Origin of the sequence: Amycolatopsis sp. lyj-109 (assembly GCF_046548995.1) — a bacterium.
Taxonomy (GTDB): domain Bacteria; phylum Actinomycetota; class Actinomycetes; order Mycobacteriales; family Pseudonocardiaceae; genus Amycolatopsis.
Map to the genome: position 1 here is coordinate 66,468 of NZ_JAJPWR010000036.1, position 19,603 is coordinate 86,070.

A 19,603-nucleotide genomic window follows, 5' to 3' on the forward strand; every position below is an offset into this window, starting at 1 on the left:
GCGACGCCGCGCCGCCGCGCTGTTAGACAAGTGAGGTGCCGGTTTCCCCCGGTCACGAAGCGGTGCAGGTTAGAAGGAGGCGGACTCGTGGCGGCTACACCTCAGAACACCGAGCGCTCGACGGTCGCCGGTGGCGCGAAGCGCAGCCGGTCGATGCCGAGCCGCGTGGTGCCGCCGATCGAGCTCCCCGCGAGCGTCGACGAGCTCGCCCGCGCCGCCGCCGCCCAGCTGGGCTGGAACGGCATCGTCCTCCCCGAGACCACGATCCTCGGCCGCAAGGTCTGCGTGGTCGCCAAGCTTCGCACCGAAGTGCACGCCGAACGCATCGCGATGGGTGTCGGCCCGGTGGCCGACCGTGCCACCGTCGACACCTGGACCTGGCCGGAGCTGGCCGGAACCGCCCCCGCCCCGGCCGCCGAGATCGTCGGTGTCCTGGCCGTCGCGCGCCACTGGCGCACCGCGATGGCCTCCGCGGTTCCGTTCGCCCGCTACGGCGAGGCCGCGATGGTCCTCCCCTCCCCGGCCGTGCTGACCGAGGACTACGTCGGCAACTGTCTGCCGCGCGCCCGCGCGTACGGCCTCGGGATCGTCACTGCCGACCCGAACTCGGTCGTCGACCTCGACCTCGAGGGCCGCACCGAACGCGTCGTGCTGGCCGAGGACCCGGTCTCCCGCCTGGTCAACGAGATGGTCTACGACCACCTGCTCCGCACCGCCGAAGCCCCCGCGTCGCTCGACTGACGGTCGCGATCGATCCGCACTAGGGTCGAACTTATGCGAGTCGTCATAGCTGGTGGACACGGTCAGATCGCGTTGCGTCTCGAGCGGCTGCTCGCCGCACGCGGTGACGAAGGGGTCGGGATCATCCGGAATCCCGCCCACACGGCGGACCTCGAAACCGCCGGCGCCCAGGCCGTCGTGCTCGACCTGGAGAAATCCGATGTGGACGCCATCGCCGAGGTGCTGAAGGGTGCCGATGCCGCGGTGTTCGCCGCGGGCGCCGGACCAGGCAGCGGACCCGCGCGCAAGGACACTGTGGACCACGGCGCCGCAGCCCTGTTCGCCGACGCGGCCGTGCAGGCCGGCGTGCGGCGGCACATCCAGGTCGGCTCCATGGGCGCCGACAACCCGGAGAACCCGGACGTCACCGAGGAGTTCCGCGTCTACCTGCGCGCCAAGCGCGCGGCCGAGGACGACCTGAAGGCCCGCGACCTCGACTGGACCATCCTCCGGCCGGGCGCGCTGACCGACGACCCCGGCACCGGCCTGGTCCTGCTGGCCGACAAGACCGGCCGCGGCTCGATCCCGCGTGACGACGTCGCCGCGGTGCTCGTCGCGTTGCTCGACGCTCCCGCGAGCGTGCGACGCACCTTGGAGCTGATTTCGGGCGAAACCGCGATCGACGAGGCGATTTCCGCACTGTGAACGAGGAATCCAGAGAGATCGCCGTCTTCAGTGGCAGCGCGCACCCCGAGCTGGCCGAAGAGATCTGCGAGCAGCTCGGAGTCCCGCTGCGGCCTGTCGAGATCGAACGGTTCGCGAACGACTGCCTCGGCGTCCAGTTGCAGGCGAACTGCCGCGAGCGGGACGTCTTCATCATCCAGCCGCTGGTGCGGCCGGTGCAGGAGCACCTCGTCGAGCTGCTGCTGATGCTCGACGCGGCCCGCGGCGCCTCGGCGTCCCGCATCACCGCCGTCATGCCGCACTACTCGTACGCGCGCTCGGACAAGAAGGACGCGCCGCGCATCTCCATCGGCGGCCGGCTGGTCGCCGACCTGCTGGTGACGGCCGGCGCGAGCCGCGTGCTCGCGATGACGCTGCACTCGCCGCAGGTGCACGGCTTCTTCAGCGTCCCGGTGGATCACCTGCACGCGCTGCAGGAGCTGGCCAAGCACTTCCGGCAGTACGACCTTTCGCGGGCGACCGTCGTCTCGCCCGACCTGGGCAACGCGAAGGAGGCGTCACACTTCGCGCGGCTCCTCGGCGTCCAGGTCGCGGCCGGGGCGAAGGAACGCTTCCCCGACGACCGCGTCCAGATCACCTCGGTGATCGGCGAGGTCACCGGCCGGGACGTGATCGTGCTCGACGACGAGATCGCCAAGGGCAGCACGGTGCTCGAACTGCTGGACAGGCTGGCCGAGCTGGAGCCGCGTTCGATCCGCGTCGCCTGCACGCACGGCCTGTTCGCGGCGAAAGCCATCGAGCGCATCGGCAGCCGGCCGGAGGTGCTGGAGATCGTCTGCACCAACACGGTCCCGGTGCCCGAGGAAGAGCGCACCGAGAAACTGAAGATCCTGTCGATCGCGCCGGCGATGGCCGAGGCGATCCGCCGGATCCACAACGGCGAATCGGTGTCGGCGCTCTTCTAACCGGCGGAGCCCAGCACCCGGTCCAGGTGGGTGTTGCCGAAGACCCCGTTCGGGTCGGTTTCCTTGCGCACGCGCAGGAAGTCGTCGAAGTGCGGGTAGCGCGAGCGGAGGACGCCGGCGTCGAGGTCGTGCATCTTGCCCCAGTGCGGGCGGCCGCCGACGGCGCCGGCGATCTTCTCGAACGCGCTGAAGTACTCGCGGTACGGCATGCCGGTGAACTGGTGGATGGCGATGTAGGCGGAGTCGCGGCCCTGAGCCGTCGACAGCCAGATGTCGTCGGCGGCGGCCACGCGCACTTCGACCGGGAACATCACCGGGGTCTTCAGGGTCGGCACCACAGCGCGTAGTTCGGCGAGCACGTCGAGCACTGATTCACGTGGAACAGCGTATTCCGTTTCGGTGAAGCGGACGTTGCGCGCGGTGACGAAGACGCGGTGGGAGACGTCGCTGTACTCGCGCGCGCTCAGGACGTTGGAGGCGAAGCTGCCGAGTGACGGCACGAGCCTCGGCATCAGCCGGCCGGTCCGGCAGAGCCCGCCGAACGCGACGTTCTCCATGATCTGGTAGTCGACGAACTCGCGGACCTTGCCGAGCGGCTGCCGGGTCTCCGTCCGGTTGTTGCGTTTGACCAGGGCATTCTTGCCGTAGGGGAACCAGTAGAACTCGAAGTGCTCGTTTTCGTCGGCGAAGTCGTGGAAACCTTCGAGGACCTGCTCCAGCGGCTCCGGCCGTTCCTGCGCGCGCAGGATGAAGGACGGTTCGCACTGGAGCGTCACCGAGGTGATCACGCCGAGCGCGCCGAGCCCGACGCGGGCGGCGGCGAAGAGGTCGGGCTTTTCCCCGGCCGAGCAGGTGACGACCGAGCCGTCCGCGATGACGAGTTCGAGCGCGACGACCTGGGTGGCGAGGCCGCCGAGCTTGGCGCCGGTGCCGTGGGTGCCGGTGGAAATCGCGCCGGCGACGGTCTGCGCGTCGATGTCACCGAGGTTGGTCATGGCCAGCCCGAGTGCGTCGAGGGCGGCGTTGAGTTCCCGGAGTGTGGTGGCGGAGCGGACGGTGACCTGGCCGGTTTCCAGGTCCACCCGTTCGACGCCGGTCCAGTGCCGCAGGTCGAGCGCGTCGGAGTCGGCGGCGGCGATGGCGGTGAAGGAGTGTCCGCTGCCCCACGGGCGCACGGTGCGGCCGGCCGCCGCGATGCTCTCGACCGTCGCCGCGATCTCCGCCGTGTTGCGCGGCTGGTGGACGTGCTGCGGCGAAGCGGACGCCGTGCCCGCCCAGTTGGTCCACCGGGTCATGCGCGCGCACCCTTCGTTCGTGAGTGCCCGAAACAGTAAGTGAATGGTATTCGCGTTTCAAGCCTTCGTGTCGTACTTTAGACCTCGTGACCAGCGTGACGGTGTACGACTTGGCGACCAAGGACCTCGATCCACCCTTGGCCGTGGTCGACTTGGCCGCGTTCGATGCGAACGCCGCCGACCTCCGCCGTCGCGCGGCGGGCAAGCCGATCCGCGTCGTCAGCAAGTCGGTCCGCTGCCGTGCGCTGCTGGAGCGGGCACTGACGATGCCGGGCTTCGAGGGCCTGATGTGCTATTCGCTGGCCGAAGCGGTCTGGCACGTCGAGCAGGGCACCACCGATGACATCGTCGTCGCCTACCCGACGGCCGACCACGAAGCCCTCCGCCGCCTGGTCGCGTCCGAAAAAGCCCGTGCGGCGATCGCGATCATGGTGGATTCGCCGTCCCACCTCGACCTGGTGGACGCCGCCCTCGGACACGGCCACCCGGAGATCCGGGTGTGCCTCGAACTGGACGCGTCCTGGCGCCCGCTGCCGGGAATCCACGTCGGCACCCGGCGCTCGCCGGTGTTCACCCCGAAGCAGGCCTCGACGTTCGCCCGCCAGATCGTCGCCCGCCCGGGCTTCCGCCTGGTGGGCGTAATGGCGTACGAAGGCCAGATCGCGGGCCTCGGCGACGCGTCCGGCGCCCGCCTGAACCGGGCGGTGGTGGGCTGGATGCAACGCAGGTCGGCGGCCGAGCTGGCTCGCCGCCGCGGCGAAGCGGTCCGGGCGATCGAAGAGGTGACGCCCCTGGAGTTCGTCAACGGAGGCGGAACGGGCAGCCTCGAATCGACGGGCGCGGACGCGGTGGTGACGGAAATAGCGGCCGGCTCGGGCTTGATCGGCCCCACCCTCTTCGACGGGTACACGCGTTTCAAGCCCCGCCCGGCGGCGTTGTTCGCGCTGCCGGTGGTCCGCCGCCCGACCCGTAACATCGCGACGCTGTTTTCGGGCGGCTACATCGCATCGGGCCCGACGGGTCCGTCCCGCCAGCCGAAGCCGTACTTGCCCAAGGGCTTGAAGTTCCTCGGCTTCGAGGGTGCGGGCGAGGTCCAGACCCCGGTGACGGGCCGCGCGGCCCGAACCCTGAAGCTGGGCGACCGGGTGTGGCTGCGGCACGCCAAGGCGGGCGAGCTGGCGGAGCGGTTCACCCACTACCACCTGGTCCTGGGCGACCGAGTGGAGCGAACGGTCCCGACGTACCGGGGCGAGCACCAGAACTTCGGCTGACCATCCTGCGGGCCCAGCGCCCTGAATGACTCATTCCTGGCGTCGGAGGTCTTGAATGAGTCATTCATGACACCGCAGCACGGCGGTCCCGCGTGCCGCGAACCCCGCCAGACCTCCCCAGGCCGAGGGCTCACCGCATCGGGTGAACATCCCGCAACCCCCACGTTGTCCACAGCTGTGCATACCTGTGGACAACTTCTGTGGACAGCTAGGACCGCTCCCCGAACCGAGCCGCCAAGTACCCCTTCACCACGTACTTCGCCTCGGCCACGATCTTCTCGTCCCCGCTCGGCTCCTGCCGGAACGCCAGCTTCATCAGCGCGTCCGCGACCTCGTTCGCGATCGTGATCGCGAACCGCAGGTCCTCCACCGGGCGATCCACCTGCATGGCCACCAGGTCCGTCAGCGAATCGACGATCACCGTGTTGTTGTCGCGCGTCTCGTCCAGCAGCTGGCGGTCGATGATGTCGCCGAAGTGGACCTTCGAAAACCCGGGCACCGTCCGGTGCATCTCCAGGTAGATGTCGAGGATCGAGTCCACGACGTCCCACCAGTGCTCCGGTCCCAGCTGCTTCAGCCGCTCGTTGACCGCGCCCACGAAGCGTTCGAGGTTGCGGGCCGTCAGCGCCTGCACCACCGCTCGCTTATCGGGGAAGAACTGGTACAGCGACCCGACGGCGACGCCGGCCCGCTTGGCGATCAACGTCGTCGTCAGTGCGTCGTAACCTAACTCGTCGATCAACGCCGCGCTCGCGTCGAGCATCTGCTCGACCCGTTTCGCGCTTCGTTGCTGGACCGGCTGACGGCGTAAGGGGGTGGCTTCTGCCGGCACCTTCGCGGCCTGGATGTCGGACACGGCGCTCCTCCTCGTCTGATCTGGGACTTTATCGTGCCGACGGGCTTCCCCACGGACGAGTGAAGACCTAGTATATGAGAACTTTTCATGTTCACCCGTACGGGTGCCTTCGACGAAGGGGTCAGCAGCCGGTGCAGAACCCGATTTTCCCGCCCGACTTCCTCTGGGGTGTTTCGACATCGGCGTTCCAGATCGAAGGTGCCACCAGCGAAGGTGGGCGCGGACCGTCCATCTGGGACACGTTCACCGCGACCGAAGGCAAGATCGCCCGCGGTGAACAAGCCAACGTAGCCGCCGACCACTACCACCGCTACCCCGAAGACATCGCGCTGATGGCGGAACTCGGCGTCGGGGCCTACCGGATGTCCGTCGCCTGGCCGCGCATCCAGCCCGACGGCAAGGGCGCGCCCAACCCCGAAGGCCTCGGCTTCTACGACAAGCTCATCGACGCCGTCTGCGAAGCCGGCATCGCGCCCGCCATGACGCTCTACCACTGGGACACCCCCCAAGCCATCGAAGACGACGGCGGCTGGCTCTCCCGGGATACCGCTGAGCGCTTCGCCGACTACGCCCGGATTCTCGGAGACCGCTTCGCCGATCGGGTGAAACTGTGGATTCCGCTCAACGAGCCCATGGTCATGTCGATCTTCGGCTACGGCATCGGCGAGTACGCGCCCGGCAAGGTGCTGCTGCTGGACGCCATCCCGACCGCGCACCACCAGAACCTCGCGCACGGCCTCGCCGTCCAGGCCCTGCGGGCGGCGGGCGCGACGAACATCGGCACGGCCAACAACCACTCGCCCATCTGGCCCGCCGACGACGACGCCCAGGACGCCGCCGTCTGGCTCGACGCGCTGCTCAACCGGCTCTACGCCGATCCCATGCTGCTCGGTACCTATCCCGAACAGCTGCACGCGCACCTGCCCGCCGGGTTCGCCGACGACCTGCCCACCATCGCGCAGCCGCTCGACTTCTACGGCATCAACTACTACGAGCCGCAGGGTGTCGCGATGCCCGGCCCGGGCAACCCGCTGCCCTTCGAGCTGCGCGACATCGAGGGCTACCCGATGACGACGAACGCCTCGCCGATCGTCCCGCACGCCCTGCGTGAACTGCTGCTCGACTTCCACCACCGCTACCGCGAGCAGCTGCCGCCGATCCAGATCACCGAGAACGGCTGCAGCTTCGCCGACGAAGTCGCCGAAGACGGCGGTGTCCACGACCCCGAACGCATCGACTTCCTGCACAGTCACCTCGTCGCGCTGCGCGAGGCGATGGACGCCGGTGTCGACGTCCGTGGCTACTTCTGCTGGTCCCTGATGGACAATTTCGAGTGGTCCAAGGGTTACGCGCCGCGCTTCGGCCTGGTGCACGTCGACTACGAGACCCTGCGGCGGACGCCGAAGGACTCGTTCCACTGGTACCGGAAGCTGGTGCGGAATGAGTAGTGAGACGACCGAGTCGACCGGCCTGCCGGAAGCGCTCGCCGAGCCCGTCGTGCGGGTGCGGCGCGGCTGGATGAGCCTGCTGTTCTTCGCGAACATCGCGCTCTGGCTGGGCGTCTACGCACCGATCCAGGTGCTGCTGCCGAAGCAGGCCGAACTGCTCGACCAGGTGAACAAGGAAGCCGTCCTCGGGCTGGTGATGGGCTTCGGCGCGGCGGTGGCGCTGGTGGCCAACCCCGCGATCGGGCTGCTGTCCGACCGGACCTGCTCCCGGTTCGGCCGCCGCCACCCGTGGACCGTCGCCGGCGCGCTCGTCGCCGCCGTCGGGCTGGTGGTGCTGGCGCTGGCTCCGACGGTCGCCGTGATGATCATCGGCTGGTGCCTCGTGCAGGGCGGCCTCAACGGCATGCTCGCCGCGCTCATGGCGGCCTTGCCCGATCGTGTCCCGGTTCAGCAGCTGGCGGTGGTCGGCGGCCTCGTCGGCATCGCGCAGATGCTCGGCACGGTACTGGGCGCGCTCGTGGTCGTCATCGTGCTCGGCATCGCCGGGCTGCCCTTGGCCTACGCGGTCTGCGCGGGGATCGTCGTGATCGGCGCCGTGTTGTTCGTCCTCCGGACGCCGGACGCGCGGCTGCCGATCGAGTCCCGCCCGCCCTGGGTGCTGCGCCGGGTGCTCCGGGACTTCTGGGTCTCGCCCCGGAAGTACCCCGACTTCGCGTGGGCCTGGAGCTGCCACTTCATGATCAACCTCGGCAACGCGTTCGGGACGCTCTACCTCCTGTTCTTCCTCCAGGACGCGGTGCACTACCCGGACCCGGAGAACGGCCTGCTGATCATGATGGGCCTGTACGGCGTCGCGCTCGTCGCCGGCGCCGTGCTCGCGGGGCACTTCTCCGACAAGTCCGGCCGGCGCAAGCCGTACGTCTTCGCGGCCTCCGGCGTGATGGCACTTGCCGCTCTGCTGCTGGTCCTGTGGCAGAGCTGGCCGGTGGCACTCGCCGCGTCACCGCTGCTCGGCGTCGGTTTCGGCATGTACATGGCGGTCGCGTTGGCAATGCTGACGCAGGTGCTCCCCGCGGCGGAGAACCGCGCCAAGGACTTCGGGATCATCAACATCGCCAACTCGCTGCCGCAGGTGGTGGCTCCGCTGCTGACGCCGCTGCTGCTGGCCCACGTCGGCGGTTATCCCGGACTGTTCGCGGCTTCCGCGGTCGCGACCCTGCTGGCCGCGGTGCTCGTGGTGCGGGTGAAGGCGGTTCGCTAGACCCCGAAACGCAGTGAAAGCCGCACTCGGAGGACTGAGTGCGGCTTTTACTGCCTTGCGGGGTTGGAACCGCGGGCCGGTGCCGGTCGGGGGAGGGGAGTGCAACGGCACCGGCCCGCGGAATTCGAGGGCCGCTCTGGGCGGGGTGACAGCAGGATCAGACCCATGATCCAAGCTGCCTTCGATGATCAATCTAGCGGGCGATTACCGCGTGGGCTAGGCCTAACGCGGATTTTTTTCGATTAATCGCGGTGGGGACCGGGGTGTCGGCCGAGGACTGGTTCGCGCTGCTCGGGGGTGCGGGCGAAACAGTCCTCGGCCACGACGAGTGCGGACGCGGGCCTGATGGGGCGATCCGGCCGGCCGCGACTCGCCGGTCAGGGGGTCAGGCCGTGACCGCTCGGCGCGGGTTCACTAGCGCGTGGCGACCGGTGGTCTCGGCCGCGGCGGGCGCGGGGTGCGTCGGGACCGGGCTCTTGCGGCGGCCCTGCAGGCGACTGTCCGTGGCGGACTGCTGCTGCGGGGCGAGGCCGCCGGCTACCAAGTGTTCGTGCGCGACCTGCCAGACCGAGCACGGCGCCTTGCAGCGGTGCCACCGGGTCGAGCAGGTCGGGCAGTCACCGCGCTCGTCGGGCTCGTGCATCTTCAGCATCGCGCGCCACGCCTCGGTCAACCGGGGCAGTTCGGAGCGCGCGACCGAGACGAGCGACTGGGCGTCGGCGCGGTTCGCCAGGTCGGTCAGCATGTCGAGGCGCTCCCAGACCGCATTGCGGAGGACCTGCCCGAGTACCTGATCCATGTCAGCTCACCGTTACCTTTCCGCCATCTTGGCGGCTTCGTTGAGCGCGGCGCGCAGCTGTCCGAGCTGGCCGGACGTCAACCGCGCGGTCTCACCGGGAGGCGAGACCAGTACCACCTGGTTGTCTTCGACGAACACCGTGACCGCCCGCTCGCGGCTGATGAGGTCGCCGCACTGCACGCGCCACACGAGCTGACCGCCCTCGTAGTGGCGGACGCTCGCGGTGCGGGGATCCACCGCGGCGGCCGGGGTGACGGGGCGGACGGCGGAGACGGGAGACACCGTCGCCGGCCGCACGGCGCGGGTAGCCGTGCCGGCATGTCCCCCTGCGAACGAGTCCACGAACTCCACGCCCTTCTCCGCTCTGTCGAAAGTCTCCGAAGATGCCTTCTGCAACATCGCCTTGTCACAACGCTGCGGTTTTCGTAGCTCTCCGTGATCGCTACCGGTGTGCGGCCGGTGACGGAGATCTGACAACTACAGTGAGGTGAAACCGAGTGCGATAGAAGGTGGAATCGGCGTCATAGCGGTGACTGGGGCCGGTTCCACGGTAAGCGGTCAACGGACTTCGCCCGGACCGATCAGGGCACCAGTTCGGCTGTTCACACGGTTCCGCAGGTTTGCCTACGCTGTTTCACAGACGCCCGACCGGACAGTGGAGGGGGCGCGATGGACGCCAGTAACGGTGGCAGTGCCGACGCCCGGCAGAGCCACGCAGTTCCCGCTGACGCGTGGGAGCAGCCGGAGATGAGATCGGCTCTCGCGTCGCGCGAGATCAGCGCCGTCTACCGGCTCCTGCGCAAGCACGGTGTCTCGCAGCGCCAGATCGCCGCGATGACCGGCCAATCCCAGTCCGAGGTGTCGGAGATCCTCAAGGGTCGCCAGGTCATGGCCTACGACGTGCTCACGAGGATCGCCGACGGCCTGGGCGTCCCCCGTGGATACATGGGCCTCGCCTACGACGAGGTCACGGCGATACGCGTCGTCGGCTCCGCCGACGGCCAGCAGGCTGAGGAGGACGAGTCCGTGAAGCGACGGAGGTTCCTCGCGCACGCCGCCCAGGTCACGATGGGTGCGGCGGTGTTCGGTCCGGAATCGGGCACCTGGTCGGCGGGACCGGCCAGGACCCCGGCGCCGGGGCGCATCGGCATGACCGACGTGCGCCAGGTCGAGGCCGCGACGCGAGCGCTCCGCGCGCTGGACTACCAGTACGGCGGCGGGTTCTGCCGTGACGCCGTCGTGGCGCAGCTGTCCTGGGGCCAGCAGATGCTCGAGTCCAACGGCACCGACATGGTGAAGAACCGGCTCTACGTCGCCCTCGCCGACCTCCACTCGCTGGCCGGCTGGACCTCGTTCGACACCGGGCTGATGGACTCCGCCCGCGGCCACTTCGCGAACGCGCTGGACCTGGCCAAGCAGGGCGAGAACCACCCGCTGGTGGCCAACGTGCTCTACCGCATGGGCCGCGTCTACCTGCACCAGGACGCCCCGAACGACGCGCTGAAGCTGTTCCAGCTGGGCCAGATCGCCGCTCAGGAAAGCGGTTCCGAGCTGGCCGTCTCCGTGCTCTGCGCGAACGAGGCCTGGGCCTACGCGATGATGGGCAACGAAGAGCAGGCGGTGAAGCTGCTCGGCCGGAGCAAGGACGAGTTCGAGCGCGCCAACCTGGCCGAAGCCGAGTCGTGGGTGAAGTTCTTCAACGAGACCGACGTCTACGCCATGGTCGGCACCGTCCACACGGTGCTCGCGCAGAAGAACGCCGAGCACACCAAGTACGCGATCCCGGCGCTGACCAGGGCCGTCGAGTCCTACGACGACGAAATGGCCCGCTCCAAGACGTTCATGCTGAGCGCGCTCGCCACCAATCACCTGCTGGACGGCGACCTCGACCACGGCGCCAAGGTCGGCGGCAAGGCCATCGACTGCGCCGAGGGCATCAAGTCCGAGCGCGTCAAGGACCGGATGCGGCCCCTGCAGGAAGAGGCCGAGCGCCGCCGCAACAACGCCGACGCCCGTGACCTCGCCGACCGCCTCCACGCTTTCTACGCCGCCTGACGCCGAAGGCGCCGGCGCGGTTTTGGACGGCCGTTTCACCTCGGGGAAACTGCGTGGCGTCCTGGCCGGGACGTGCGCGCTGCTGGACCTCGACCCGGCGGGCGCGCGGCTGCTGCGGTTCACCAACAACGCGGTGTACGCGCTGGTCACGGCTCCTTTCGTGGTCCGGATCGTCGGCTCGACGCGGCTGCGCCACCGCGTCGGCACGGTCGTGCGGGTGGCCCGGCACTTCGAACAGCACGACGTCCCCGCGATCCGGCTCCTCGGCGACGTCGAGCAGCCGCTGGAGGTCGGCGGGCACCTGGTGACCGTGTGGCACCGGGTGCCGAGCATCGGCCGGGCCGCGACGTCGGTCGACCTGGCCCGGCTGCTGCGCCAGGTGCACGCGCTGCCCCCACCGCCCGGCCTCGCCGAGTGGGCGCCGTTCGCCGCGGTGCGGGCCAGGGTGTCCGACGCCGAGGAGCTCGACGACGCCGACCGGGAGTTGCTGCTCGACCGCTGCGCCGAGCTCGAAGCCGAGCTGGCCGAGCTGGAGTTGCCGCTGCCCAGGGGCCTCGTTCACGGCGACGCGTACCCCGGCAACGTCATTCCGGGTCCGGACGGCCCGGTGCTCTGCGACTTCGATTCCTCGTGCGTCGGCCCGCCGGAATGGGACCTGACGCCGCTGGCCGTCGGTCGCGAGCGGTTCGGCGACCCGCCGGTGCGCTACCGGACGTTCGCCGCGGCGTACGGCTTCGACGTGACGTCCTGGCCCGGCTTCGCCGTGCTCCGGGGCATCCGCGAGCTGAAGCTGACGACCAGCGTGCTGCCCATCCTGCGCAGCCGGCCGCAGGTCCGGCCGGAGCTGTACCGGCGCTTGGACGACTTCCGGAACGCGCGGACCGACACGCGGTGGACGCGTTACCGCTGATCGTCATCTGTCACTTGGTGTGATCGACACCACAATCTGCACGTGCATTCGCCGACGGCAAATGACCGTTCGTCGTATCCGAAAGGCGGTCCGCTCTGGGTAGAAAGTTCTGCCCGACCGGTCACCCCCAATGGATTACCGTTCAGTCCAATGCGCAAGTTGCAGCTACTCGCCGTGACGTCTTAGCTGGTCCTACCTGCGGCGACAGGCTTCAGGACGCGACGACTGGCGCCCGCGTCAGCACGACGGCGAACCCGAACGCCAGGCCCATCACGGTCAGCTCGAGCGTCGCCCAGGCGGCGAGCGCCGTGCGGTCGTGCCGGACGATCCGCGGCAGCAGGCGCCAGCGGACGTTCGCGCCCAGCAGCGCGATGACGCCGGTGCACACGAGCTTCAGGACGAGCAGCCGGCCGTACGGCGTCGTGAAGATCGCCGCCCAGAAGCCGATGGTCGGGTTGAGCGAGATCTCGACCAGGCCGTTGAACAGCCCGGTCGCCGCCGAGATGACCAGGCAGAGCGTCGCGAGCTTCGAGAACCGCGGCAGCGCGTGCGCCAGCAGCGTCCGGTTCGCCACGAGGAGCACGGTCATCGCGCCGAGGCCGCCGGTCCAGGCGACGGCGCTCATGACGTGCAGCTCCATCGAGATCATCGTGTAGTCGTGGTAGTTCCAGTTCGACGCGTGCCCGGTGACCGGCAGCGGCAGCAGTGCGAACAGGCCGAGCCCGACGCGCACCTCCGCGGGCACCTTCTCGCCGAACCGCAGCGCCAGCGCGCCGATCCCGGCGTGGGCGAGCGCGAGCACGGCGACGATGACGAGCGCCTTCCCGGCGCCGACGTCGGCGATGTACTGGCCGATGTCGGCCGCCGAGAGCGTCGGCGAGCCCGGCTTGTACTCCGCGGTCTGCAGGATCAGCGCGACGGCCGCGGCCGTGGCCCAGACGAGCGCGGCCGCGACGCCGGCCGGACGCGCCAGCCGCAGCACCGGCTCGGTCAGCTTCGGCCGGTCGTAGCCGACGAGCACGGACAACAGCGCGAGCCCGATGGTGGTGACCGCGGCGAGGTCGAGCAGGACCCGGACGATCGGGATACCGGCCGAGACCACCGCGTCGGGCTGCACCACGCCGGGGACCGGGGTGGTGGCGGTGAGCGCGACGCCGATGAGGGCGCCCAGCAGGCCCGCTGTCACGACACAGAGCAGTGTCGAGTAGCGGACCTTCGTGGTGGCCTCGGCCTGGGTCATCTGAACTACTGCTTCTTCTCTGCGGTGTTTTCCTGACTGATGTTGCCGCCGGAGCGCAGCGCCACGGTCAGCCCGATCGCCAGCAGCACGACGGCGCCGGCGATCCAGACCCAGATCGGCACCCCGGTCGACGACGACTGCGGCGCCGCCGACGAGGAGCCACCCGGCGACCGGGCCGCGTCGACGGTCGCCGGCGTGCCGGTGCCCGCCGCGGTCAGGGTGAAGGAGAGCTCACCGGTCACCGGGTGGCCGTCCGCGGAGAGCACCCGGTAGCCGATGGTGTACTTCCCGGCCGGTCCGAGCGGCCGCAGCGGGGCGCTGATGACGTTGTTCACCACGCCGATCGGTCCCTCGGCCCACTGGCCGCCGCCGGGTCCGGTCACCGCGATCTGGTTGACGTCCGCGCCCTGCACGTACTGGTCGAAGGTCAGGCTGATCTTGGCCGGGCCGGCGGCGACGGACGAGCCGTTCGCCGGGTCCGAGGAGATCAGCACGTTGTGCGCCAGCGCCGGGGTGGCCGTGCCGAGCACGGCCACCCCGGTCAACGCCAGCGCGACGAGCACCTTACCAATCCGGCCGAAAGCAGGCGGACACGGTCCGCGGCCGATCCGCGCCAGGCGAGGGTTTCCGCCGTGACTGCCGGTCGGATTGGCACCGATGGGCACACTGCGCATTTAGCTGTTGCCTCCCGACTTGGCCGTGGCCTTGCGGGCCCGGATGGTCGCGCCCGCACCGACGCCGAGGCCGATGGCGCCGACGAGCAGGCCGGCCCCGCCGAGCCAGCGCGCCGTGTTGTCGGAAGCCGCCGCGGCTTCAGTGTGCTCCCCGGTGGTGGTCGCGGTGTTCGCGGCCATCCCGTGCTCGTCGCCTTCGGACTTGGCGGCCAGCTTCACGACCGGCGCCGGGTGCTCCGGCTCCTCGCCGCCGGGCGGGGTCGCCTGGTTCCAGTCGACGACCTTGCCGTCGCTGTAGGTCTGGTGGGCGGGGAACTCCACCTGGTCCACATTGGTCGGCAGCGGGCCGAAGGAGACCGAGAACTCCTGGTAGTCGGTGGCCTTGAGCTCGCTGCCCGGCTGCGCGGTCCAGGTGACCGCGGTGACGGCTTCGGTGATCTGCGTCCCGTTGTCCTTGGTGATCGGGGTGGGCAGCTTCGACTTCGTCACCTGGGCGGTCCAGCCGGGGATCGGCTTGGTGCGGACCGAGCCGATGCCGTAGTCCGCCTTGAAGTCGACGGCGACCTTCGTGGTGGTGATCGGGTCCTTCTCCTCGCTCGGCACGCGGAAGACGATCGCCGCGTAGCCGCCCTTCGTGGGCTGCGGGCCGTAGACGTTGGCGGTGACGTGCGCGGACGCGGCGCCGGTGCCGAGAAGACCGGCGACACCGACGGCGGCGACGAGGAAACCGGCGCGCTTGAAGACGTGCTGGGACATGGGTTCACTCCTGATGAACGCAAATATCGGGGACGGCCCGGTTCGAGGGAGGGGGCACTTTCACGTGAAAGTGCCCCCTCGGTCGAACGGCCGTTTCGGGGGACGCTGGGGTTCAGGAGTGGCTGGGCGGGCCGCGCCGCCCGCGGATCCGGCGCAGGTCGACGCCGACGAGGTGGTCCGGGCCGGTCACGCGGGCCGGGACGGGCGCGGGCGCCGTGGCCGGCACCGGCAGCGGGGTGAGCAGCCGCGGGAGAATCGCGCGCAGCACGGCGAGCACCGTGAGGAGCATCGTGTCCGCGCGGGCGAGCAGCAGTGCGGTGAGCACGGTCGCGATCGCGTGCGCGGCGGTCATGCCGAGCCCGGTGGTGCCCGGCATCGCGTGCCCGGCGTAGTGACCGGCGAGCGTGGTGAGCAGCAGGTGCATCACCAGCTGGGCGGCCCCCAGCAGGGCGATCGTGGCGACCGGGCCGCGTGCCTTGCGGGTGAGCGCGGCCGCGGTCCAGCCGAACAGGCCGGTGAGCAGGATGGTCATCGCCGGATCCGGCAGCCCACCGTCGGCGAGCCGGTGTGCGGTGACGGAGAGTGCTCCCGCGCTCACTGCGAGCAACACGCCACGGGTAGCTCCGAGCACGGCGGGACGCCGGGCCGGATCGCTCATGAAGAGCAGCCTAAGGGACCCGCTCCGTCGTGAGCGTGTGATCCCGTGAACTGAGCACACACCGAGTTCACGTCCTGCGCCACGTCCTGGTTCAGCCAATTTGTTGCCGATCTCCGGCCGGTAGGCCACGGTGGGCCGGAGACGGGGGTTTGGGCCGGCCGTGTCGTGGGTACTGAGCCGTCGGTCAGGAACTAGCCCGTTCGGGTGAAGGGCCGGCGCGAAGGGCAGGAGAGCGACACGGATGAACCTCTTCGACTACATCTCCGACCGGGCGAGCAAGCTGTGGCTGGAGGCTTACCTGCACACCAGCATGGTGGTGCAGTGCACGATCCTGGCCGCGGTCCTCGGCGTGCTGATCGGGGTCGCGGTGTACCGCAGCCCGATCGGTTCGGCGGTGGCCACGGCGCTGGCGAGCACCATCTTGACGGTCCCGTCGTTCGCCCTCCTGGGCCTGCTGATCCCCATCTCGGGGCTCGGTCCGACGACGGCCGTGATCGCGCTGGTGCTCTACGGCCTCCTGCCGATCGTCCGCAACACCATCGTCGGGCTCGACAGCGTCGACCCGGCGATCACCGACGCCGCCCGCGGCATCGGGATGAGCCGCTTCGGCGTGCTCACCCGGGTCGAGCTGCGGCTGGCCTGGCCGGCGATCCTCACCGGCATGCGGGTGGCCACGCAGATGCTGATGGGCATCGCCGTGATCGCCGCCTACGCGAAGGGGCCCGGCTTCGGTGCCGAGGTCTTCTCCGGGCTCACGAACGCGGGGAGCACGAACTCCCTCAACCAAGCCGTCACCGGCACGGTCGGGGTGGTCATCCTCGCCCTGCTGCTCGACGGCGTCTACGTCCTGATCAAGCGCTTCACCATCTCTAGGGGTGTCCGTGGCTGAGAACGAGGAAGTCTCCGGCGTCGAGATCGAGCTGGAGCACGTCACCAAGCGGTACCCGGGCACCCGTGAGCCGGCCGTCGACGACTTCTCGATGGTCGTGCCCGCCGGCAAGATCGTCGTCTTCGTCGGCCCGTCGGGCTGTGGCAAGACCACCACCATGCGGATGATCAACCGGCTGATCGAGCCGTCTTCGGGCCGGATCACCATCGGCGGCGAGGACGCGCTGAAGCTCGACGTCGACACGCTGCGCCGTCGCATCGGCTACGCCATCCAGCAGGCCGGGCTGTTCCCGCACTTCACCGTCGCGCAGAACATCGCGGTGGTGCCGGGCCTGCTCGGCTGGGACAAGAAGAAGGTCAGCGACCGGGTCGAGGAAATGATGGACCTGGTCGGGCTGGACCCGGCCGACTTCCGCGACCGCTTCCCCCGCCAGCTCTCCGGCGGGCAGCAGCAGCGCGTCGGCGTGGCGCGGGCGCTCGCCGCGGACCCGCCGGTGCTGCTGATGGACGAGCCGTTCGGCGCGGTCGACCCGATCACCCGCGGCAACCTGCAGGACGAGCTGCTGCGCCTGCAGAGCGAGCTGAAGAAGACGATCGTGTTCGTCACGCACGACTTCGACGAGGCCGTGAAGTTGGGCGACAAGATCGCGGTGCTCGGCAACCAGTCGACGATCCTGCAGTACGACACCCCCGAAGCGATCCTGGCGAACCCGGCGGACGACACGGTCGCGGGCTTCGTGGGCGCGGGCGCGTCGCTGAAGCAGCTGACGTTGCTGCGCGTCCGCGACGTCGAACTCCAGCAGGACGCGCTCACCGTGACCGCCGACGAGTCGCCCGCCTCGGTCCGGGAGAAGCTCCAGGCCTCGCGCAAGCACTTCGCGCTTGTGCTGGACGCGCGCCGCCGTCCGACGCGGTGGGTGCACGTCCGCGAGCTCACTTCGGCGTCTTCGCTGGCCAACGTCGGCAGGCCGCTGCGCGACGTCGTCAGCCTGCAGTCGACGCTGCAGGACGCGCTCGAGGCGATGCTCGCCGAAGGCGGGTCGGTGCCGGTCACCGGCGCGCGCGGCGAGTACGCGGGCACCATCCAGCTGGACACCGTGATCGCGACGATCCAGCAGCTGCGCGAGGAGCACACGAACGACGAAGAGGTGCCGGCATGACAGCAGCCGTCGACACCGGCTACACCACCGAGTCCGGCTCGAAACGCACCGAACGCGTCCGGCTGTTCGCCCAGCCGATCGTGGTGCTGGTGATCGTCGCGGTGACCCTGGTTTCGGTGTTCTCCAGCGGCCTGACCGCGACGGAGAAGGAGACGCTCAACGCGCCCACCTTGTTCACCGCGTTGTGGGACCACCTGCTGATGACGCTCGTGGTGACCGCCATCGTGGTGCTGGTCGCGGTGCCGCTCGGCGTGATCGTGACGCGGCCGTGGGCGCGTTTCCTGGCCCCGGTCTTCCTGGCCATCGCGAACATCGGCCAGGCCGCGCCCGCACTGGGCGTGCTGGTGCTGTGGTTCATCGTCACCGGCGCGACCGGCGGGATCTGGGTGGCGGCGCTGCCGCTGGCCTTCTACTCGCTGCTGCCGGTGCTGCGGAACACGATGGTCGGCATCCAGCAGGTCGACCCGGCACTGATCGACGCGGGCCGCGGCATCGGGATGTCGGCGACCGCGGTGCTGTGGCGGGTCGAGCTCCCGCTGGCCGTCCCGCTGATCCTCGCCGGCCTGCGCACGTCACTGGTGCTGGCGGTCGGCACGGCGACGTTCGGCATGTTCGTCAACGCCGGCGGTTTCGGGCTGCTCATCGACACCGGCTACAAGCTGAACCTGACACCGGTGCTGGTGACCGGCTCGGTGCTGGCCGTCGCGCTGGCGCTGCTGGTGGACTGGCTGGGCGCGGTCGCCGAACAGTTCTTCGGACCGAAGGGGCTGCGATGAAACTCCGGAGGCTGTTCGCCGTGGCGCTGCTGGGGGTGACGCTGTCGTCCTGCGGGCTGACGGTCAACCAGGCGGTCCCGTACGACATCAAGCCGGGCTCGATCCAGCCGATCCCGTCGCTGCAGGGGCTGAAGGTGACGGTGGGGTCGAAGGACTTCACCGAGAACATCATCCTGGCGTACATGGCCGAGATGGCCCTGACGGCGGCCGGCGCGGACGTCGTCGACCTGTCCGACATCAAGGGTTCCAACTCCTCGCGCCAGGCATTGCTGTCCGGCCAGACGGACGTCACGTGGGAGTACACGGGCACCGGCTGGATCAACTACCAGGGCAACGAGCTCCCGGTGCCGGGCGGCGAGAAGGCCCAGTACGAGGCGACGGCCAAGGCGGACGAGGAGAAGTTCGGCGTCACCTGGCTGAACTACTCGCCGCTGAACGACCAATACGCCTTCGCGGTGACGGAGGCGTACGGCGCGCAGAACAACCTGAAGACGACGTCCGACCTGGCGGCGTTCATCAAGCAGAAGCCGGACCAGGCGGTGTTCTGCCTGGAGACGGAGTTCACCAGCCGCCAGGACGGCTTCCCGGCGGCCGTGCGGGCCTACGGCTTCCAGAAACCGACGGTGAAGAACTTCGGCATCGGCACCATCTATTCGGCGGTGGCGAGCGGAACCTGCCCGGTGGGCGAGGTCTTCACCACCGACGGCCGCATTTCGGGGTTGAACCTGCGGGTGCTGGAGGACGACAAGAAAGCGTTCCCCCAGTACAACGCGGTGGCAACGCTGCGGACGGAGTGGCTGAAGCAGCACCCGGACGTCCGTGGCCCGCTGGAGAAGGTGAGCGCGGCGATCGACAACGAGCAGATGATCGAGCTCTGCAAACAGGTCGACGTCGACGGCCAGGACGCGGGCAAGGTCGCCCACGACTGGATGGTCAAGAAGGGCTTCGTGCAGTAGCCCGCGGGGCGCCCCCCGTTTTCGACTCTACCGGCCGGCACCGACAGTTTCGCGGTGCCGGCCGGGGTGGTCGCCGCTGTCTTGAATGACTCATTCAGGACCTCCGAGGTCCTGGCTCGTAAATCGAGGTGACTGTGGGCGCGCGGTAGCGCCCCCGGCGTAGCGCAGCGGAGCCGGGGCCCGGGGTGAAGGGGTTAGGCGGCGTGGGGTTGGAGGGTGACGTGCTGGCCG

The 19,603-nt window shown here is 69.5% G+C and carries 20 protein-coding genes; 12 read left to right on the forward strand and 8 right to left on the reverse strand.

Annotated features, from left to right (window positions below; translation table 11 throughout):
* The first annotated feature begins 87 nt into the window (after positions 1 to 87).
* Genes ACLJQF_RS44705 through ACLJQF_RS44715 form a run of 3 tightly spaced genes read left to right on the forward strand, consistent with a single transcriptional unit; the run spans position 88 to position 2,369 of the window.
* Positions 88 to 741, forward strand: a complete 654-nt coding sequence (locus ACLJQF_RS44705; RefSeq protein WP_410616399.1) for a hypothetical protein — start codon at positions 88 to 90, stop codon at positions 739 to 741.
* Between the two features lie 33 nt (positions 742 to 774).
* Entirely contained in the window at positions 775 to 1,425 is a 651-nt protein-coding gene (locus ACLJQF_RS44710; RefSeq protein WP_410616400.1) for an NAD(P)H-binding protein, read from the forward strand.
* Complete coding sequence (locus tag ACLJQF_RS44715; RefSeq protein WP_410616401.1) at positions 1,422 to 2,369, forward strand: ribose-phosphate diphosphokinase; 948 nt, start codon at positions 1,422 to 1,424, stop codon at positions 2,367 to 2,369. The genes ACLJQF_RS44710 and ACLJQF_RS44715 overlap by 4 nt, the downstream gene beginning before the upstream one ends.
* Here ACLJQF_RS44715 and ACLJQF_RS44720 read toward each other — a convergent pair.
* Positions 2,366 to 3,664, reverse strand: a complete 1,299-nt coding sequence (locus ACLJQF_RS44720; RefSeq protein ID WP_410616402.1) for a D-arabinono-1,4-lactone oxidase — start codon at positions 3,662 to 3,664, stop codon at positions 2,366 to 2,368. The genes ACLJQF_RS44715 and ACLJQF_RS44720 overlap by 4 nt on opposite strands.
* An 86-nt stretch (positions 3,665 to 3,750) precedes the next feature.
* On the opposite strand from ACLJQF_RS44720, the gene ACLJQF_RS44725 reads away from it, so the two are divergent.
* Positions 3,751 to 4,935, forward strand: coding sequence for an amino acid deaminase/aldolase (locus tag ACLJQF_RS44725; RefSeq protein WP_410616403.1), 1,185 nt, complete (start codon positions 3,751 to 3,753; stop codon positions 4,933 to 4,935).
* Positions 4,936 to 5,143: 208 nt separating this feature from the next.
* On the opposite strand, the gene ACLJQF_RS44730 is transcribed toward ACLJQF_RS44725, so the two are convergent.
* Positions 5,144 to 5,791, reverse strand: a complete 648-nt coding sequence (locus ACLJQF_RS44730) for a TetR/AcrR family transcriptional regulator (protein WP_410616404.1) — start codon at positions 5,789 to 5,791, stop codon at positions 5,144 to 5,146.
* A gap of 131 nt (positions 5,792 to 5,922) precedes the next feature.
* Between ACLJQF_RS44730 and ACLJQF_RS44735 the strand changes: the two genes are divergently transcribed.
* On the forward strand, positions 5,923 to 7,239 hold the full coding sequence (locus tag ACLJQF_RS44735; RefSeq protein ID WP_410616405.1) for a GH1 family beta-glucosidase: 1,317 nt from the start codon (positions 5,923 to 5,925) through the stop codon (positions 7,237 to 7,239).
* Positions 7,232 to 8,500 (forward strand): MFS transporter, encoded by a 1,269-nt coding sequence (locus ACLJQF_RS44740; RefSeq protein WP_410616406.1) that lies wholly within the window; start codon positions 7,232 to 7,234, stop codon positions 8,498 to 8,500. The genes ACLJQF_RS44735 and ACLJQF_RS44740 overlap by 8 nt, the downstream gene beginning before the upstream one ends.
* A gap of 385 nt (positions 8,501 to 8,885) precedes the next feature.
* Here ACLJQF_RS44740 and ACLJQF_RS44745 read toward each other — a convergent pair whose 3' ends face one another.
* Both ACLJQF_RS44745 and ACLJQF_RS44750 read right to left on the reverse strand, forming a co-directional pair.
* Complete coding sequence (locus ACLJQF_RS44745) at positions 8,886 to 9,299, reverse strand: hypothetical protein (RefSeq protein WP_410616407.1); 414 nt, start codon at positions 9,297 to 9,299, stop codon at positions 8,886 to 8,888.
* A gap of 12 nt (positions 9,300 to 9,311) precedes the next feature.
* The gene (locus tag ACLJQF_RS44750) at positions 9,312 to 9,650 is read right to left on the reverse strand and encodes a hypothetical protein (protein WP_043788781.1); all 339 of its coding nucleotides are present in this window, start codon (positions 9,648 to 9,650) and stop codon (positions 9,312 to 9,314) included.
* A 318-nt stretch (positions 9,651 to 9,968) separates the two neighbouring features.
* On the opposite strand from ACLJQF_RS44750, the gene ACLJQF_RS44755 reads away from it, so the two are divergent.
* Both ACLJQF_RS44755 and ACLJQF_RS44760 read left to right on the forward strand, forming a co-directional pair.
* Positions 9,969 to 11,354 (forward strand): tetratricopeptide repeat protein, encoded by a 1,386-nt coding sequence (locus tag ACLJQF_RS44755; RefSeq protein ID WP_410616408.1) that lies wholly within the window; start codon positions 9,969 to 9,971, stop codon positions 11,352 to 11,354.
* A gap of 22 nt (positions 11,355 to 11,376) precedes the next feature.
* Positions 11,377 to 12,264 carry a phosphotransferase enzyme family protein gene (locus ACLJQF_RS44760; RefSeq protein WP_410616409.1) on the forward strand — a complete coding sequence of 296 codons (888 nt, stop codon included), beginning with the start codon at positions 11,377 to 11,379 and terminating at the stop codon, positions 12,262 to 12,264.
* A gap of 211 nt (positions 12,265 to 12,475) precedes the next feature.
* On the opposite strand, the gene ACLJQF_RS44765 is transcribed toward ACLJQF_RS44760, so the two are convergent.
* The 4 genes from ACLJQF_RS44765 to ACLJQF_RS44780 form a co-directional block, all read right to left on the reverse strand.
* The gene (locus tag ACLJQF_RS44765) at positions 12,476 to 13,504 is read right to left on the reverse strand and encodes a copper resistance D family protein (RefSeq protein ID WP_410616410.1); all 1,029 of its coding nucleotides are present in this window, start codon (positions 13,502 to 13,504) and stop codon (positions 12,476 to 12,478) included.
* Between the two features lie 5 nt (positions 13,505 to 13,509).
* Entirely contained in the window at positions 13,510 to 14,076 is a 567-nt protein-coding gene (locus ACLJQF_RS44770) for a copper resistance protein CopC (protein ID WP_410616419.1), read from the reverse strand.
* A 102-nt stretch (positions 14,077 to 14,178) separates the two neighbouring features.
* Positions 14,179 to 14,934: a YcnI family protein gene (locus ACLJQF_RS44775; RefSeq protein WP_410616411.1), complete on the reverse strand. Its 756-nt coding sequence runs from the start codon at positions 14,932 to 14,934 to the stop codon at positions 14,179 to 14,181.
* Between the two features lie 112 nt (positions 14,935 to 15,046).
* The gene (locus tag ACLJQF_RS44780) at positions 15,047 to 15,541 is read right to left on the reverse strand and encodes a hypothetical protein (protein WP_410616420.1); all 495 of its coding nucleotides are present in this window, start codon (positions 15,539 to 15,541) and stop codon (positions 15,047 to 15,049) included.
* Positions 15,542 to 15,833: 292 nt separating this feature from the next.
* Between ACLJQF_RS44780 and ACLJQF_RS44785 the strand changes: the two genes are divergently transcribed.
* The 4 genes from ACLJQF_RS44785 to ACLJQF_RS44800 are packed head-to-tail and all read left to right on the forward strand — an operon-like array spanning position 15,834 to position 19,372.
* The gene (locus tag ACLJQF_RS44785) at positions 15,834 to 16,481 is read left to right on the forward strand and encodes an ABC transporter permease (protein WP_410616412.1); all 648 of its coding nucleotides are present in this window, start codon (positions 15,834 to 15,836) and stop codon (positions 16,479 to 16,481) included.
* Positions 16,474 to 17,640 (forward strand): ATP-binding cassette domain-containing protein, encoded by a 1,167-nt coding sequence (locus tag ACLJQF_RS44790; RefSeq protein WP_410616413.1) that lies wholly within the window; start codon positions 16,474 to 16,476, stop codon positions 17,638 to 17,640. The genes ACLJQF_RS44785 and ACLJQF_RS44790 overlap by 8 nt, the downstream gene beginning before the upstream one ends.
* Positions 17,637 to 18,416 (forward strand): ABC transporter permease, encoded by a 780-nt coding sequence (locus ACLJQF_RS44795; RefSeq protein ID WP_410616414.1) that lies wholly within the window; start codon positions 17,637 to 17,639, stop codon positions 18,414 to 18,416. The genes ACLJQF_RS44790 and ACLJQF_RS44795 overlap by 4 nt, the downstream gene beginning before the upstream one ends.
* Positions 18,413 to 19,372: a glycine betaine ABC transporter substrate-binding protein gene (locus ACLJQF_RS44800; RefSeq protein WP_410616415.1), complete on the forward strand. Its 960-nt coding sequence runs from the start codon at positions 18,413 to 18,415 to the stop codon at positions 19,370 to 19,372. The genes ACLJQF_RS44795 and ACLJQF_RS44800 overlap by 4 nt, the downstream gene beginning before the upstream one ends.
* The last annotated feature ends 231 nt before the right edge of the window (positions 19,373 to 19,603 follow it).